Raw genomic sequence first — 17,218 nt, 5'->3', positions numbered from 1 at the left:
GTAATTCGATTTTGTGGCCGTTTCACGTGAAACAAGGAGTAGGGCGCAAAACGTCACTGTGACGCTTCGTCCGGGGCCGGGTAAGGGTGCGGTTTCACGCGAAACACCGATGTTAGAGGCCATGGTTTTTGGCTTGTGCATAGTTGGGCAAGCGCCAGCAGAATGGATCTGGCGGTCTCGGCGTTCCAACGGTAGATACTGTGTTTCACGTGAAACAGTGCGGCGTTGCTGGGTACCAAGATTGCGAAGTTAAGGGTCGTTCTTTAGATGCCGGGCTATCGGTGCTGAACCGACCGCTCCGGCTCGAGGGTGTTCTCGGTTTGTCGCCGCCGACGGGAACCAACTGCCGCGTCGGCCACCGTCACGCCGTTCCAATTGGTACCCGGTCTGGATCACGATCGGCCGCTGGTCCTGTTGGGCAGCAAGTCTGTTTCACGTGAAACCCTGCCGGCCGCCTCCGTTACGAAGACGAGCGGTCGTGTCGACTGGTCTAGGTTCCTCGGCATGCCCAGAGGTGGTCCCGTTCCGATTGCCGCATTCCGTTTCTACATAGGCGCCGTGGTGGTTCCGCGTTCGCCGTGAATAGCCGGCCAGCTTCTGTGTAGCTCTGGGTCCCCACTCAGGGCCTGGGTGGAAATCAGAGCCGAGTTCGCATATCCCCTCGACGCACCGGGTGCTCGTCGGTGCGATGACTTGGTGACGCAGTGCGCGCGTTTCAATTACGGACGTCGAGGAGGGGGCTCGATGGAGCAGATAGGTGTCTTTCGCTGATGGTCACTGAAAGACGTAGGCCCGCACCCCCCGCGGTGGCTTGGGTCCATATTCGGTATGACCAGAAAGGTCTGGGCCCGGATCTGCCCAGGATGCAATTGCGAATTCGAGGGCGTGACCCTAAATCTTTCCGTGGCTATGCCATCGCAGCGACCCGGGGTTGAGTCGCGCGAAGCGGTCGACCCGAAACATGCGCGCATTTGGAGTCCTATACGCGTGGTGTCTTGAACCGGACGCGTGGCTGTCATTTCATGCCCACCCGATGGGTGGTCGATTCTGGCCGCCTTTGGCGAGCCACGGTGTTCTAATGTTTCACGTGAAACCCAGCTCGGCTATCGGGGACTCTCCCCGATTCGACGCGTGCGGACCGGCCGCGACTGCAGACGCGGATGATGTCACTGCGTCTCGTCCGGTTGAAGGGTGCTGCGGTCCCCCACGGTCGGGTGCAGCTACCGTGCCTTAGCCGGTCCCGCTCCGGCTGGTCTTCTCTAGACCCTCGTTACCAGACCGCTGTTGTCGCCGCGTTGATCGAAGTATCGACGCGTTCTGGGTCCATCAAGTTTGCCGACACGCGATAGGAATGTTGTGTCATGGGGCTCCCAGATTTAAGGGCCTGGTTCTAATATCGCTGTTCGATCATCTGAGGCATTGACTGTGATTTCCGAGCCATACCGCATCGCCCAGTTCGGCCAGCAGTTGCGCCGCGGTTCGTCTGTGCGCTCGAGGTGAGAAGCGCGTCGATATTTGAGATTTGAAAGAGTCAGAGGAGACAACGTCGGCAGCGCTGTGAGCCGTCGAGCGCGGATTGTGATGGCTGCGGGAATGTCGAAACCGGAGGGGTGGCCGGTGCGACCTACAGAATGCCCGCATCGGACTTGGAGGAAAGGCATCCCCGCAGCGTCGGTTCGTATCAACCGATAGAGCTATTGCGCGCCTAGGGGCGGATGCATGGTGAGGTTGCGACCGAGGACCTGAATTAGTCGTAGGTTGGCGGCCGGCAGTTGATCGGGACTGACACACGCCCGCGGGTTTCACATGCGTCCAAGTCGTTGTCCATTACCGCCAAACAATGATTGGTCGGAAGTTCGTTCCTCTCGATCCGACTCCGAACCGGTAGTCCGGCGACGTCGCGTGCGAAGCCTTGGGGAGTCAGTGCTTACAGCAACTGCTGGCTGACTCTTCGAGACCGATAGCTATGCGCGCGAGAAGCGCCGCTCGCCTTGATTGCTGCGGTTCGCTGGATTGGTGAAGTGATCGAAATTGGCTCGAGTGCTCTCTCACGGCGAGCGTGTCGGCAAAATAGGACGTAACTCGGAGCTGTCCTGTGCGGTATGTCGTTTCACGTGAAACAAACGATGGCAGGACAGAGATCGGGGTGATGCCCGCCGACGAGTTCACAATTTTGACGCTCAACGCCTTGGCCCGCTGTGTCTGAGTAGAGAAACTTGTCCATCCCAGCGGCACACCGATGATCCCGCGTGCTCCACCCGTGCGGTAGATCCAGGCACGGTTCACCGGACCAGTCATAAACGGTCCACTTCCTCCGGCCTCGGTTCGCTGGCAGGTCGAACTCGAAGTTGCGGGCTCGGACGACTGCGTGCTTCTCAGGAGCGTCCGGTTCGGCCTACGCATCGGCCGACACTTGGTTGTCTGGTTTGCGCGGAGGCACGCTGCCTTCTGTGGGGGCGGTGATACCGGTCGTATACGGACACGAATGATACGGCCCGGCCGGACCAGTTCGACGGCTGATTCAGCACCCCGACGCGACCGACTGCGTCGAGACTCTCGGCGCATGCACTGTCATCATTCTGAGCCCAACCAAAAATGGGTCGGCGTTTGGACACGGGCCAGATCGGGTGCTGCACCAACGCCATGAGGAGTTGAACTCAGCTGTCGCCGACGAGGACTTCCACGCTGACTAGCGCCGGCACTGGCCGAAGTTGGCGGGTACTTGGAGTGGTCGCGGGATAGTGGTTCGACTGTCTGGGTGGCTCTAGCGCAGACGACATACACGGTAGGGCGAGATTGTGAGGGTGACTGTTTCACGTGAAACAGTCACTAGCTGCTGATCGCGACGGCGCGGGTGCACGGCGCGGCTACCGGAACGGATTGCCCCGCGGAGTTGTTTCCTGTCACGTCCGTCAGGCCGCCGCGTCCGATCCTGGCCGGATCAACCGATCACCGGGGTGTGTCAGATGGGCGAAATCGGAATACAGCTGGCGTGGTTGCGGCCCTCGCGAACCCTTCGAGACGGGTTCACATGAGTTCGCGTTCTCCAGGCGGTTTCTGGCCGACCGAACCTGACCCTGTCGGAGCGAGAAGAAAATGCGATCTAGCTCAGGCGGCAGCGGCCCCGACTCAGCCGCGGGCGGACACCGGTACGGCCGCTGGTTGAAACGCTGCCCCATCGAGGCCGTAGAAGAAGCACAGCCCTTCGGCGAACCCCTAGGCGGACCCTTCGGTGACCGGGCCCGATCGGGGTCGTGCAAGCGAAGTCGGGGGCTGCGAGGCGGCGGCCTTGCACGTTGGGTAGATGTCGACGTGCGCCCGAGAGTCGTTTCGCTGCGAAGGGTTGGCGCAGTGGACCCGCCGCCGGCGGACGTCCGAGTCTGGCCGCGGGCGAAGACAGCCACGAATCGGCGGCTGCTGTCAGGTGTGCGCAGGTGATTCGACGCGGTGGGGTCTGGTCGTCGGAGGTCAGCCCTGACTTGCACTGTCGGCGTGTCGGCAGGCGGGCTGAGGAACGGCATGTCTGATTGGCAGGGCCGTCGACTGGCCTTGTAATCTCCTGCGATTAAAACATGGCCACGTTGTGCATGCGGCCCGAGCACGCGCAGCGTGATCGTCCGACTTAGCCGTCGGCAGGGGGTCACCTCCGCGACCATGGCGACGTAGACGGCACGTTCAGGACTACGCAGCTCTCGTGGAGGACGCGGATTGCTCGCGGTGGGGGTTCCACGTGAAACATGTACGCGGGTGTTCGGTCCTGATGGTCCACATTTGGATCGCCGATGGCTCCTTCAAGAAGCTGGTGGGCAGCTCGGAGAATTCTGCCGAGCGCCGGGTCCTCTGAGCATCATGGCCGCTGATCCCGTCCGGGGTCGGCACCCTCGTGCACGACCTCACACCGTTGGCCCGCATTCGCTTCGCGACGGCGCGCGAGCGGTATGTGTTTCACGTGAAACACAGAAATAGCGGCGTGGCACAAGACATAGATGTCAGATGGGCCGAATAGTTTGGCGAACAACCCTGGGACACGGGAGGATGAGGGCGTGGAAGCAGATGCGTTGGACGAGGATCGATTGATGGCAATTGCCGAGCGCGTTTTCGGTCCGCGCCTCGAACTGGCCATGGAATATCACGCTTCGCTTGCCACAGCGGGAGTCGAGCGCGGACTCATCGGTCCGCGTGAGGTGCCACGGTTGTGGGAGCGTCATCTGCTCAACTGCGCCGTGGTGGGTGAGCTGATCGACGAGGGTGAGCGGGTAGTCGATGTCGGTAGTGGCGCGGGACTACCCGGAATACCCCTCGCGATCGCACGGCCGGACTTGCACGTCACTCTGGTGGAGCCGCTGCTGCGCCGCACGGTATATCTGGCCGAGTTCATCGAAGCACACGATCTCGACGTTTTGGTCGTTCGCGGGCGCGCCGAGCAACCGGGCGTCAAGAAGGAAGCGGGCGGCGCCGACGTCGTCACGTCGCGGGCTGTGGCGCCGCTCGAGAAGTTGGCGAAGTGGTCGCTCCCCCTTATTCACGAGCGCGGCAGGATGCTCGCATTGAAGGGAAGCAGCGCGGAAGAAGAGATCGAACGCGACCGGACTTCCCTGACTCGTATGGGTGCTGGCAAGCTAGAGGTCGTGCAGTGCGGCATCGGAGTAGTCCCGACGCCGACGATTGTGGTTCGGGCAAAGAGGGTGCCTCGACGCTTTCCACGTAGCTGATTTTCGGCTGCTATGTCCCTCGAATTCTTTCCATCAATTCAGTTCCGCACGAAGGAGCATCTATGTCGGGTGGATCCGATCCCGCTGTTTCACGTGAAACAGAGTCCAACACCACGCGCGCGAAAAGCGCTCACGGTAGCCGCGCAACGAACACGACGGGTGGCTCTGGGTTCGGTGCGTACACCAGCATTTCCTCCGACGACACCCCGATCGGTGCCGCCGCACAGCGAGCAAGTCAGATTCTGCATCCAGGCAGCGTGACTTTGCCGAAGCCGTCACGGCGTCGAACGTTGACGATCGCGAACCAGAAGGGCGGCGTGGGGAAAACGACCACGGCCGTCAACATGGCCGCTGCTCTGGCGATTCAGGGGCTGACCGTCCTGGTGGTCGATTTGGACCCTCAGGGCAACGCCAGCACCGCACTAGGCGTCGAGCATCACTCGGGTGTGCCCTCGAGCTACGAAGTGCTCATCGGCGAAGTGACGGCCACTGACGCGATCCAGCAGAGTCCACACAGCGAGCGTCTGTTCTGCATTCCGGCGACCATCGATCTCGCCGGTGCAGAAATCGAGCTGGTCTCGATGGTTGCTCGCGAGGGCCGGTTGAAGACAGCGCTGGCCGATCTCGACTCCATCGACGCAGACTTCGTCCTCATTGACTGCCCTCCTTCGCTCGGCCTGCTGACGGTCAATGCGTTGGTTGCAGCAACCGAAGTCCTGATCCCCATCCAGTGCGAGTACTACGCGCTCGAAGGCGTCGGCCAGCTACTCCGGAATATCGAACTCGTACAGGCGCACCTCAACCCGGCGCTCCACGTTTCCACTGTGATCCTCACGATGTACGACGGCCGCACCAAGCTCGCAGATCAGGTTGCAGAGGAAGTCCGCAAGCATTTCGGTGACGCCGTTCTGCGTGCCGTGATCCCCCGGAGCGTCAAGGTTTCGGAGGCCCCCGGATACGGAATGACCGTCCTCGACTACGACCCCGGTTCACGCGGCGCGATGAGCTACTTGGATGCAGGCAGGGAGTTGGCGGCGCGGTCCGCGACCACAGCGACAGACGGAACGCAGGAGCACCGCACATAATGAGTCAGACACGCAAGGGTGGATTGGGGCGCGGCCTCGCGGCTCTCATCCCGACGGGTCCCGAGGCTGGGCCGCGCATGGGCAGTGCTGCCGCAGACGTGGTGATGGGCAAGGACAATCCGTCGCGCAAGGGCAAGTTGGCCGCCGCCGAGAATGGGGTGGCCGAGGAGACGGCGACAGCTCCCAATCCCACGCCGCCCGTACGTACGGAGGACGACCTCTCCCCCGCCGGCGCCGTGTACCGGGAAATCTCGCCTGCGCTGATCAAGCCGAACCCCAAGCAGCCCCGAACCGTCTTCGACGAAGAGTCGTTGGCCGAACTCGTACATTCCATCCGTGAGTTCGGGCTGATGCAGCCGATCGTTGTGCGGTCAATCGAGGGCGGCACCTACGAACTCGTGATGGGCGAGCGCCGTTGGCGCGCGAGCCAGGAAGCCGGCCTCGAGTCGATTCCGGCGATCGTCCGCGAGACCCAAGACGATGCGATGTTGCGCGATGCATTGCTCGAGAACATTCACCGGGTGCAACTGAATCCCCTCGAGGAGGCAGCCGCATACCAACAACTCCTCGAAGAATTCGACGTGACGCACGAGGAGCTGGCCACGAAAATCGGGCGTTCGAGGCCCGTCGTCACCAACATGATTCGACTGTTGAAGCTCCCGATCCCGGTGCAGCGTCGCGTTGCTGCCGGAGTTCTGTCGGCCGGACATGCCCGCGCATTGCTGTCACTCGACGCCGGTTCGGAAGCTCAGGAAGTACTGGCGACTCGAATCGTGGCCGAGGGGTTGTCGGTGCGAGCCACCGAAGAAGCCGTCACGTTGGCCAATCGAAACGACGATGTCACCCCGGCCCCCTCTCCCCGACGCAAGCCGATACAGATGCCGGGTCTTCAAGACGTGGCCGATCGGCTGTCCGACTCGTTCGATACCCGTGTCACGGTCAGTCTCGGAAAGAAAAAGGGCAAGATCGTTGTCGAATTCGGGTCGGTGGACGACCTTCAACGCATCGTGGAGATGATGGAGGCACAGAAGAAAAAGTAGCCGCGTTTTTTCAGGTACAGACACACGCGGCACATACGTCACTGTGACGGTAAGCGACGGCGATCGGCGGTATTTCGGTGAATGAAGTCGTAAAGCATTGTTGGTCAACATGATTGAGGTCCGTCTTCCTCGGCGAGTCGGAAGCACCGCTGATCGCATATTCTTGACCGGTGCGGCGGCGACTCGGCGCACTCGATGCCGATTTTCGAGCGTCGACGTCTTTGGGCTTGGAGGCTGAGGTAACCAGTGTCGACGCTCGTCACCGGAGTCACATTGGACTCGTTCGATCGACTGCCCGATCACACGCGTCGGTGTCGGTTCTGGGTGCTCGACCCAGGGACCGTGAAGGCCGACGGCGAATCACTCGATCTCGAGTTCGAGAACGAAGCGTGGTTGTCGATGATCATGCTCGAGTGGGGATCGTGCGGACAGCTATTGACCAGTGGCGGCGAGACGGTGGGCTGTGCCCTGTACGCACCACCCGGTGCCGTTCCCCGCGCCACTACCTTTCCTACTTCGCCAGTCAGCCCCGATGCGGTACTACTGACAACCCTGCGCATCGAGTCCGAGGTGGATCGGGACGGACACTCCGCTGCACTGATTCAGGCAGTCGTCGCCGATCTGGTCAATCGCGGCGTACGTGCCCTCGAGGCGTTCGGTATTCGCCGTACCGCTGACGATGAGTTCTCGGGTCCGCGCGCGACTGCAGAACGGTCGTGTTCGGAAACCGCGTGCATGATCGACGCCGACTTTCTCGAGAAGGCCGGGTTCGACGTCGTGGCACCGCATCATCGATTCCCGCGGCTCCGGCTGGAGCTGGATCGTGATCACGGCTGGAAGGAAGACGTCGAGTCTGCCCTCGAGCGGTTGCTGATCGCTGCGAGCCTGACGATGATCGACAGCGAGCACAAAGACACCGTCGGAGTGTGCGACGGTGGAAGTGTGTCGGGCACGACGGCAGGCTCAACCGCGGTCGGCGGCGGCGAGCTCCTCGGCGAGTAGTTCGGCGAAGGTGAAGGTACCCGTGGGCTGATCGTCCTGACCCAAAAGGTACAACCGCTTCACCGAGATCAGAATCGCTTCGGCAATGATGTCGCGTGAACGTGGATCGCTGAGCACAGCCACGTCCGACGTGTTGGAGAGGTAGCCCAGGTCGATTTGTACGGTCGGCATGTTGGTGAGCCGCAATAGATCCCATGTCCGACCATGACTGCGGCAATCGAGAAGTGGTGTGCGCGCAACGATCTCGCGCTGGATGTATCCGGTGAGTACCTGGCCGATGAGTGATGTGGAGCCGTGGGAGTTGCCGAAATGGAAGCTGGCGACCCCGTTGGCGGACGGGCTGGTGCTCGAGGCGCAGCGCAGCGAAATCATCAGATCGGCGTTGAACGCATTCGATGTCTCTGCACGCTCGGCGACGCTCGGGTTCGTTCCGCGTGCGCGCGAAAGGAACGTTTCCATTCCGGTGGCTGCCATGCGGCCTTCGAGGCGGCTGGCAACGTCCCACAGAATTTCAGCTTCGGAGATGCGGCCGAAAATGCCGTCGACGATGAGTCCGGTATCGGATCCACCCAGATCGGGGTCGATGACGATGCGCTTGCCGGTGAGCTGGGGACCCGACTTGCGGACCAACTCTTCCTCACTGATGGCATGGGGTGACCCACCGGTGACGCGTGCCCCGAGAAGATCCAGCGAACGGAGAGTTGCCGGACCACAAATGCCGTCCGGGGACAGGCCGATTTCGCGTTGGAACGAGGACAGACCTTCGTGCGTCTTGGGGCCGAAGTATCCGTCGACGCGCTCGCTGTAGAAACCGAGGTCCTGCAGGCGGGTTTGCAACGCCGCCACATCGTCGCCGTACAGCGGGGCGGACAGCTGGTAGATCAACGTGCGGGCGCCCAGGCGGTACGACGCTTCTTTGAGCGATCGGTACGTGGCGGGGCCGACGACGCCGTCGACGAGCAGACCACGATGCTGCTGGAAGGCCCGGACGGCGCCGTCGAGGGCGGCGTCGTACTCCGATACGGGGGCGCTCCAGTGCAGTGGGTCGGACTTCGTCGCTGCGTCGTCCTCGTGCAGGAATCCGAGCGATATGAGGGTGCTCCGTACCTCCGCGACGGCGGGACCGGAATCGCCGTGACTGAGTCGGTGCATGCTGTGGACCTCTCGCAGAATGAACGATTTCTGTTTCGACTCGAACCAGGCGCCGGAGGATGCACTTCCGATGCGCGGTCGTTGTCGTGAACAGAAGCCGATGTGCCGACCCTGCGCCGACGCATCAGACGATTGTCGCAGAAAACAGCCGTAGGACTGCAATCCACGCCGTCATGCGGCGCGAATGCGAGTCCTACGGCAGCGTTGTCAGAGAACTGCTTCGAGGTCCTTGAGCAGGGCGGCCTTACCCTTGGCGCCCACGATCTGCTTGATGGGCTTGCCACCCTGGAAAAGAATCAGCGTCGGGATGGACATGACCTTGTAGTCACGTGCGGCACCGGGGTTGGCGTCGATGTCGAGCTTTGCGATGGTGAGCTTGTCGGCGTGCTCGGCAGCGATCTCCTCGAGTACCGGGGCGACCATCTTGCAGGGGCCGCACCAGGTGGCCCAGAAGTCCACCAGGACGGGCTTCTCGCTGGTCAGTACGTCATCGGCGAACGACGCGTCGGTGATGGTGACGGTCTTCTTGTCATCGGACATCTGTTTTGACTCCTCGGGTTGCCTGGGTGGTCGAGCTCGGTCGGCTGGAACGTGCAGTGAAACGGAAGAAAGATCAGACCGTGAGGGCGTCGACCGGCTGATCGGCGTGCTCTAGCGTGTTGGTGGTGATGTCGCCCTGTTCGGCGAGCCAACGCTCGGCGTCGATCGATGCTGTACATCCGGTGCCTGCGGCGGTGATTGCCTGCTGGTACACGTGGTCGACGAGGTCTCCGGCGGCGAACACACCTTCGACGGACGTGGCCGATGTCGGCGATGCAACCTTGACGTAGCCGGCTTCGTCGAGCTCGACCTGTCCCTTGACCAGCTCGTTACGAGGATCGTGTCCGATGGCGACGAACATGCCGGTGACGTCGAGTGTGCTGCGCTCACCGGTGTTCGCGTCTTCGACGACGAGTCCGGTGACGGAGGTGTCACCGAGGACCTCGATGGTCTTGGTGTCGGTGAGGAACTTGATCTTCTCGTTCTTCTTGGCGCGTTCGAGCATGATGCGCGACGCGCGGAACTCGCTGCGTCGGTGCACGATGGTGACGCTGCGGGCGAAGCGAGTGAGGAACGTCGCCTCTTCCATCGCAGAGTCGCCGCCGCCGATGACAGCGATGTCCTGGTCGCGGAAAAAGAAACCGTCACACGTGGCACAAGCGCTGACGCCGCGGCCCAGGAGCTTTTCTTCTCCGGGGATGTTCAGGTAGCGAGCGGCAGCACCCATGGCAAGGATGATGGCGCGAGCGCGGTAGGTCTCACCGTTTGCGGAGACCGTCTTGATCTCGCCGGTGATATCCAGTTCTTCGACATCTTCGGTACGAATGTCGGCGCCGAACCGCTTCGCCTGCTCGCGCATCTGCTCCATCAGGTCGGGGCCCATGATTCCTTCGCGGAACCCGGGGAAGTTCTCGACCTCGGTGGTGGTCATCAACGCTCCACCGAACTGCGTTCCTTCGAACAGAAGAGGCTCGAGCTCAGCCCTGGCCGCGTACACCCCAGCGGTGTAGCCGGCCGGTCCCGAGCCGACGATGATGAGGTCGTGAACCTTGGGCGTAGTCATGCGGACCTTCCGATCGGTGTTCTCGTGCGTGAGAGTCTGTAGTTTTCCATCGCAGACGTCTGTGACAACACCAGGGTAAGGGGTGTTGTTCCCGCACGGTCGAGGCCCGAGCCGCGGTGTTCGGGCGGTGCAGTCAGTCGATATCGCGGCGAACCAGGGTGCCGGGGTTGCCGGCGCTGCAACCGGCGTCGACGGCCAGCAGGGTCAAACCAGTCGAGGGTGCAGTACGTGACAGAACCAGCATGACGCCACGGCGCCCGTCGAGTTCGACGGTGGACGCGCCGAGCACGGGGCTGTTGCGGTCGAAACCGTTGGCTGCCAAGCAATCCGGTAAAGTACCGGCGTCGATAAGGTCAGATGATCCACCGGTCGCCATGATCTCGTAGGCGACGGAAGCGTCGATGCGATCGGCGTCGAGGACCAGCTCGGGGGCGTCCGCTACGACATCGGTGGAGTTGTCGTGGCCGGGCTGCGTCAGGAACAGCGAGACCACGGCGACGAGGGCAGCCGCGGAGGCGCCGACGCCGATCCAGACGGTGCTCCTCGGCATCCGCCGCCGTGACAGGGAAGACAGCTCGACGACGGATGCGTGAACAGCTCGTGAGGGAATCGGTTCTGCTTTGTGCACGGCAACCGGGGGCTCAATGGATTCCAGTGCACGATCTATACGTTCTGCGACCTCGGGCGGGATACTTTCGCCGGAGGTGTACTCGGAGCCTGCTTCGAAGAGTTTTCGGGAGACGGCGTCCAGAGCGGCGATGTCTTCGGCGGCGCGGGCATCGCTCAGTACCAGCGGCCACAGTCTGTCGCTGACGGCCTGGGGCAGTGCTCCGGCATGGAGGTCGGCCAGCAGTTCGAGGGAGTACGGTGCGACGGGTAGTGGCTCGGTGTTTTGCGAAGCCATGCCCTCTCCTCTCTCTGCGCAACTGAGTCTTCTGCGCACTGCGTCCTACACAGGGTAAGACGCGATGAAGGTTCTATCGGTTCCCCTGGTCTCGGAGAAAGCCGAGCCGCACCGCCAATTTGAGCCTCCCACGCGCGCAGCGGCTTTTGATGGTTCCTACCGGCACCCCCAGCAGACGAGCAGCGTCGGCGACGGAGTAGCCCTCCATGTCGACGGCTACCACTGCGGCTCGCTGTTCGGGCGCCAGGGACATCAGAGCCTGATGAACTTCCATCGAGGTCTCCACCGCGCCCATCGGGTCGCGGGAGTCTGCGGGGTCGAACAGATCGCCGTCGGGCAGCGCAACGGTCGGCCTCGAGCGGTTGCGTCTGATGCGGTCGAGGCAGGCATTGACCACGATCTTGTGCAGCCAGCTACGAACGGCTGCGTCGGCTCTGAACGACGCAGCGGTGCGGTGCGCGGACAGCAACGCCTCCTGTAGCGCGTCGGCTGCATCCTCCGGCGTGTAGCTCGTGCGCCGAGCCGTCATCCACAGATGCTCGTGATGCCGATGCACCAGTGTTGTGAATGCGTACGAATCGCCCGCGACATGCGCAGTGAGCAGTTCGACGTCGGACCGCTCACCGAGCAAACCCCCGACCCCGCTGTCGACCCCCGAAATCCCCATACGAAAACGGCTCCCCCCCGTATTACCGCATTGTCGGAGAGCCTAAGGCATAGAGACCGCGCAGTCCGAAACGATCGTCGTTTCAAGTATTACGCGGGTTCGACGGGGTCGAAAAGAACGGTGAATCAGGGTTGTGCGGAGAACCCGAGGTCTGCGATCGACGACTGGTTTCGCCCGCCCGCCGCGCTGAGGTCGGTGATCCATACCAGCACGTGGCTGGTGGGTTCGGCCATTTGCAACGGGATGTCGGTGACGCCTTCACCCAGGGTCGCCTGGCCGATGACCGTGGTGTCGGACAGGGTCGGCGAGTCGCTCGGTGCGGATCGAATCTCGACGACCGTCCCCGGTGAAGGGGAGTTGACGAACGCACTGGTGAGCACCTGGGACGACGGTAGCGTCGCCAGGAGTCCGACACCGTCCTTCAGAGCCGGGAAAGGCTGGAAGTACGAGTCGGTGCTCCACTCGGTGGACGGGTCTCCGTCCACCGCGTTGTCGGACGACCCCGCATTGTCGGCGCTTCCCTGCGGCGAGAACACCTCCACGGAGTCGATGGTTGCGGGGACGGTTGCGGGTGCCGCCGCCTCGGGTGCTCCCGGAGCCGGCGGGGGTGTTTCGGCAGTGGTGAGGCCGAGAGCTTCCTGCTGCGTCAGCGGCTCGTCGGAGCTACCGCCGGCGATAGCCGTGAACAGCCAGTATCCTGCGAAGCCGAGTACGACGACGGTGAGCGCACCCAGCACGGCGAGTGCGATGTTGGTGCGGCGTGAGCGCTGCTGCTGCGCTGCGACCTCTTCGGGGTCGGCGAGCGCGTGCCCAGTGGAGCCCGGAGCACGTTGGCCGAGACGCAGAGCAGGCATCAGGTCGGTCTTGTCGTTGACGACGGCAGCCTGATCGAGCACGTGCTGAACCGTCGCCGCCGTTCTGATACCGCTGTTCTGTTCGAGCGCGCGTATCGCGACAGCCGAAATCTCGAACGGCACGTCCGAGCGAATTCGACGAGGCTCGACGACTGCACCGTTGCTGTCGCGGTCGGCGGGCTTCATCCCACCGACGGACCGGGGCTGACCGTCGGGGCGTCCGGTTCCGACGGCGTCGGCGAGCGGCCACCGAGCGGTGATGAGGGCGTACAGCATCGCTCCGAGCCCGCGCACGTCCATCCCGGGGTCGGCGTCGGCCAGGGTGGCGGGGAAGGCGAGTACGGCATTGCCGCTGGTGCTGATGCGAACGCGATCCGGGTGGTCGATCGACAGGGCGCCGCCGCTACGATGCGCGGCCTCGGCTGCCGCCGCAAGCGCCTTGATCGCACGGGCCGCGCCGGTGGGCGATGGAACCGTGTCGGCCATCTCGCGCAGCGAACGACCCGGTGTCCACTCGGCGACGACGATGCCGCCCGAGCTACCGCGAACCACGTCGAGGACGCGTGCGAGACCCGGGGAGTTGATCCGACCGAGCCGCAGTGTGCGCGACAGGATCGCCTGCGGGCCCTCGGGTCGATCGGGGGAGACGTTGGTGGCCTGCTGGTCTGCGTCGACGAAAGTCAATGCAACTTCGCGGTCGAGCTTGACGTCGTGGGCCTGCCAGAACTTGAGTCCGCGTGCCCCACCGTGCGGTGCGAGCAGACGGTAGCGACCGCCGGCGACGGACGCGCCGGGGATGAGCTTGGGTCCGCGCAACGATCGTGGTGCATCGCTCGGCGGGGCAACAGCAGCAGAGGTCGGAGCCTTGTCGGGCGCTTTCGCCTCGGCCTTGTCCTCACCGGCCTCGGGCTCTTCTGCTTCGGCCTCGGGCTTGTCGGCTGCCGCCTCGGGAGTGGTCCGGGGAGTCGCGCTGGGCTTGACGGGTGCACCAGACCAAGGAAGTGCAGTCGTGGCAATGCCGTCGGTGGACGTGCTGCCCGTGTCGGTGGATGCCTCACTGCCCTCGGCTGTGGAGGCGCCGGTCGTCGGCGCTGCCTCGGCCGTGTCTTTTGCCTCGGCGGAGTCTTTCGACGCGGCGGAGTCTTTCGACGACGGAACGGCTGCGGTCGTGGTGGTATCCGCGCTTGCATTACCGCGCTCGTCCACCTCGACTCCGCCCTGTGCTCGGTCGGTGCCGTTCACACCGGACTCTGCCGGCCCCCCGGCCAGATCGTCGTCGGTCACTCTCACTCCTTCACGCGTGTATGCCCCGAAGTGTCCCGTGCGTCTGCCCTGCTCAGGCGGACGTTGATGGGACGGCGTCGTGGTGCGCCGTGGTCCAGGGTACGGGAGTCGGTCGCGTGCAGTGTCCCATGCAGCGGCGGGTGAGACAGCTGCAATCAGTTGTGTCTCTTCCTGCGCGAGGGGATCCATCGGTTCCGGTACGACGGACTGCTTCCCACGGATGCGGTTGACGATTTTGCGGAGAGCAACCGTGACGGCGAGCACTTCGGGGATGCGGCCGAACCAGAGGATGCCAAAGGTGATGCCGAGCATCAGAACGGCGCAGATACCCACGCGGAGCATCGCGCCCATGACCCCGAGGTCGGTGAGTGCGCCGAGGTCGGCGATGCGGTCGATGGCGAGCATGGCCGTTCCACCCGCGGCCGACGCGAGCAGGACCATCCAGATCGTCTTGCCGACGTTGATCATTCGCAGGTCCCCGAGGCTGCGGTGCAGCAGGAAGCCTCCGATGCAGGCGCCGACGATGAAGCCCAGGCCGTTGGCGACACCGAGGAGCAGTACCACCTGCTCGTCGTTCTGCGCGAGGACGGGTGCGAGCGCAGACAGCACGATCTTCACCCCGGTGATGCCCAGGATGATCCAGGTTGGAGTCCACGCCTGTTCTCGTGCGTAGAACACTCGCAGGTGGATCAACACCAGTGCGTAGGGGATCAGAGTGAAGGCGGACCAGCTGACGGCTTGGCCGAGGCGGCTGGCTTCCGAGGCAAAGTTGCCGAAGGAGAACAGTGCCTCGCCCACCCAGGGTCCGGCGAACGTCAGGAACACGACGATCGGGACGAGTGCGACGAGGGTGAGTCTGGTGGCGACGGACAGGTCGTCGACCACTGCGGGGTCGTTGCCCTCGGCGGCATTGCGGCTCAGTCGCGGCATGATTGCGGTCAGCACGGTGACGCCGAGGATGCCGTAAGGCAATTGCAGCAGAATCCACGCCTGCGAGTAGATGGCCGGGCCTGCTTCGTCGGCGTTCGCGGAAATGTTGGTCGCGACGACGAGGCCTGACTGGCTGATGGCGACGTAGAGCACGATTGCCGCAGCCATGCCCCCGAAGGCCTTGAGGCGCGCGTCGAATCCCCAGAGTGGTCGGAGATCGATCTTTTCGCGCTTCAACGCGGGGATCAGAGCGGCGACCTGCGTGATGACGCCCGCGGTGACGCCGAGGCCGAGGATCAACACGTGCGGGTCGCTCATTCGGACCGGGTCGAGGTCGATGTCGCCCGGCACCAGGAAGTACAGCGAAAAGATGCCCAGCACCACCAGGTTGTTCCACACCGGCGCCCAGGCGCCCGGGCGGAAGTTCTGCCGAGTGTTGAGCATGGCTGTGAGCAGACCCGAGAGACCGTAGAACAGGATTGCGGGCAGCAGCAGGTAGGACAGCGCGGTGGTGAGTTCGTTGCTGACCCGGGCGTTGTCGTCGATCAGCACGCTGGCCAGGAACGGCGCGCAGACAGTCGCGATCACCGCGACGACGGCGAGCATCGTGAACGCGATGGTGAACAGCCGCCGGATGAACGCCGCGCCGCCGTCGGCGTCCTCCATTTCGGCTCGCACCAGGACAGGCACCACGATGGCCGTCAGGACGGCGCCGAGGACGAGCTCGGAGATGAGGTTCGGCAGGATCGTGGCCGAGGTGAACGCACTGGCGATGCCGGCGCCCAGGATCGCCAGCATGACGACCTGCTTGAAGAATCCGGTGATGCGGCTGACGAGGGTGGCGACCGCGATCGAACCCGTCGACGCCAGCAGGCTCTTCTGTGGTCTCGCGGGGGGTTTCTCGGTCGGCTCGTCTGGCGCCGGACTGGGCTGCGGCGGTACCGGGACCGGCGGGTAGTCCTCGTCGCGGAAGCGCGGGATGAGCTGGGTGACGGAGTTGTCGGGCGCAGGGCCGCCGTCCGGGGCAGGCGGGGCCGGATAACTGCGCATCTCGCGTGGTCGGCCGCTCGTGTCGCGTTCCCACGGCGCTTGCCGCGGCGGAGTCGTGCGCCGGAACACCTGTGCTGCGGGCATTCGGGTGCGCGGATCTTCCGCACCGTGGGGGCGTTCGCCCCGGTACGGAATGTCACCCCGGTAAGGCATGTCACCGCCGGTCATGGCCGTTCGTACCCTTCGTCTGCTGGGTCGGGCTGTCCCCTGAACCGGTGCCACAGGCGACGCCCCGCGAGCAGCAGGAGCAGGACGCCCGCGCACGCGGTGATGATCGCCAGCGCTTGTCCGTACGCGTTCGACCGTACGGATACCGTCGACGGTTCGCCCAATCGTTGGCCGTCTACCGTCGTCAGGGAAAAATCCACGGCCAGGTTTCGGCTGTCGGCGACCTCGGCCGGGACGGTGATCGTCCGGCTTCCCCGTGCTGGTAGAGGCGTCACCCCGACGTCGCTGACCGTCATCTCGGGCGGGGCGTCGACCTTCAGACGAACGTTGACGCCGACCGGCAGGTCATTGCGTGCGACGAGGAGGAGCGGGCTTGCTTCCGATGCCAGAGTGTAGACGCCACCGGGAGCGAGCACGGTGACGGATTCGAAGATGCTGTCGACCCCGGCTTCGGAGGCGTCCATGCGGTTGTCGGCGGCTGCGGTTGTCGCGGATCGGCTGACAGTGGCGCCTGCTGTCCCGATCGCTCGCAGCAGGTCCTCGCGGAGCGGGGCGGTGTAGAGCCGCGGTGTCAGGGCCGACTGTGGATCTTCGACGAGCGATCCGCGGAGGGCCTCGATGCGCTTGCTCTGTGCTCGGACCCGGTCTTCGAGGTTGACGTCGCGCCCGGTCTGGTGGACGGTTCTGGTTTCGACGGGCAGGCCGGTGGCTGGTTCGGCGGCGAGTTCGGTGAGGGGCCGAGGCGTCGCCAGGCCCGATCGCAGCAG

At 63.8% G+C, this 17,218-nt stretch carries 11 protein-coding genes; 4 read left to right on the top strand and 7 right to left on the bottom strand.

The window, feature by feature from the left end:
• Positions 1-4,076 precede the first annotated feature (4,076 nt).
• From rsmG to WBQ44_RS19885, 4 genes are all read left to right on the top strand, one after another.
• On the top strand, positions 4,077-4,712 hold the full coding sequence (gene rsmG, locus WBQ44_RS19900; protein WP_495568393.1) for a 16S rRNA (guanine(527)-N(7))-methyltransferase RsmG: 636 nt from the start codon (positions 4,077-4,079) through the stop codon (positions 4,710-4,712).
• Between the two features lie 62 nt (positions 4,713-4,774).
• Entirely contained in the window at positions 4,775-5,797 is a 1,023-nt protein-coding gene (locus tag WBQ44_RS19895) for a ParA family protein (RefSeq protein WP_495568392.1), read from the top strand.
• Entirely contained in the window at positions 5,797-6,837 is a 1,041-nt protein-coding gene (locus WBQ44_RS19890; protein WP_495568391.1) for a ParB/RepB/Spo0J family partition protein, read from the top strand. Before WBQ44_RS19895 ends, WBQ44_RS19890 begins: the two co-directional genes overlap by 1 nt.
• A 246-nt stretch (positions 6,838-7,083) precedes the next feature.
• Positions 7,084-7,839 carry a GNAT family N-acetyltransferase gene (locus tag WBQ44_RS19885; protein WP_495568390.1) on the top strand — a complete coding sequence of 252 codons (756 nt, stop codon included), beginning with the start codon at positions 7,084-7,086 and terminating at the stop codon, positions 7,837-7,839.
• Here the strand turns inward: WBQ44_RS19885 and WBQ44_RS19880 are convergent.
• From WBQ44_RS19880 to WBQ44_RS19850, 7 genes are all read right to left on the bottom strand, one after another.
• The gene (locus tag WBQ44_RS19880; protein WP_495568389.1) at positions 7,801-8,991 is read right to left on the bottom strand and encodes an N-acetylmuramoyl-L-alanine amidase; all 1,191 of its coding nucleotides are present in this window, start codon (positions 8,989-8,991) and stop codon (positions 7,801-7,803) included. The two genes, WBQ44_RS19885 and WBQ44_RS19880, sit on opposite strands and share 39 nt — an antisense overlap.
• A 207-nt stretch (positions 8,992-9,198) precedes the next feature.
• Positions 9,199-9,531 carry a thioredoxin gene (trxA, locus tag WBQ44_RS19875; protein ID WP_495568388.1) on the bottom strand — a complete coding sequence of 111 codons (333 nt, stop codon included), beginning with the start codon at positions 9,529-9,531 and terminating at the stop codon, positions 9,199-9,201.
• 73 nt (positions 9,532-9,604) lie between these two features.
• On the bottom strand, positions 9,605-10,594 hold the full coding sequence (gene trxB / locus WBQ44_RS19870; RefSeq protein WP_495568387.1) for a thioredoxin-disulfide reductase: 990 nt from the start codon (positions 10,592-10,594) through the stop codon (positions 9,605-9,607).
• 133 nt (positions 10,595-10,727) lie between these two features.
• On the bottom strand, positions 10,728-11,498 hold the full coding sequence (locus WBQ44_RS19865; RefSeq protein ID WP_495568386.1) for an RsmA family anti-sigma factor: 771 nt from the start codon (positions 11,496-11,498) through the stop codon (positions 10,728-10,730).
• A gap of 73 nt (positions 11,499-11,571) precedes the next feature.
• On the bottom strand, positions 11,572-12,165 hold the full coding sequence (gene sigM, locus WBQ44_RS19860; protein WP_495568385.1) for an RNA polymerase sigma factor SigM: 594 nt from the start codon (positions 12,163-12,165) through the stop codon (positions 11,572-11,574).
• A 125-nt stretch (positions 12,166-12,290) separates the two neighbouring features.
• The gene (locus WBQ44_RS19855) at positions 12,291-16,451 is read right to left on the bottom strand and encodes a murein biosynthesis integral membrane protein MurJ (protein WP_495568384.1); all 4,161 of its coding nucleotides are present in this window, start codon (positions 16,449-16,451) and stop codon (positions 12,291-12,293) included.
• A partial coding sequence (locus WBQ44_RS19850) for a DUF6049 family protein (protein ID WP_495568383.1) occupies positions 16,448-17,218 on the bottom strand: 771 nt, incomplete at its 5' end. The genes WBQ44_RS19855 and WBQ44_RS19850, both read right to left, overlap by 4 nt.

The sequence above is a fragment of the Rhodococcus sp. (in: high G+C Gram-positive bacteria) genome, from assembly GCF_049591685.1.
Taxonomy (GTDB): domain Bacteria; phylum Actinomycetota; class Actinomycetes; order Mycobacteriales; family Mycobacteriaceae; genus Rhodococcoides.
This window is presented reverse-complemented; position numbering and strand designations above follow the sequence as displayed.

Bases quoted from the DNA above. Each gene is read 5' to 3' on its own strand.
- WBQ44_RS19880 (WP_495568389.1), bottom strand. From the start codon at position 8,991: ATGCACCGACTCAGTCACGGCGATTCCGGTCCCGCCGTCGCGGAGGTA.
- WBQ44_RS19890 (WP_495568391.1), top strand. From the start codon at position 5,797: ATGAGTCAGACACGCAAGGGTGGATTGGGGCGCGGCCTCGCGGCTCTC.
- WBQ44_RS19895 (WP_495568392.1), top strand. From the start codon at position 4,775: ATGTCGGGTGGATCCGATCCCGCTGTTTCACGTGAAACAGAGTCCAAC.
- WBQ44_RS19855 (WP_495568384.1), bottom strand. From the start codon at position 16,451: ATGACCGGCGGTGACATGCCTTACCGGGGTGACATTCCGTACCGGGGC.
- trxA (WP_495568388.1), bottom strand. From the start codon at position 9,531: ATGTCCGATGACAAGAAGACCGTCACCATCACCGACGCGTCGTTCGCC.
- rsmG (WP_495568393.1), top strand. From the start codon at position 4,077: ATGGCAATTGCCGAGCGCGTTTTCGGTCCGCGCCTCGAACTGGCCATG.
- WBQ44_RS19865 (WP_495568386.1), bottom strand. From the start codon at position 11,498: ATGGCTTCGCAAAACACCGAGCCACTACCCGTCGCACCGTACTCCCTC.
- trxB (WP_495568387.1), bottom strand. From the start codon at position 10,594: ATGACTACGCCCAAGGTTCACGACCTCATCATCGTCGGCTCGGGACCG.
- sigM (WP_495568385.1), bottom strand. From the start codon at position 12,165: ATGGGGATTTCGGGGGTCGACAGCGGGGTCGGGGGTTTGCTCGGTGAG.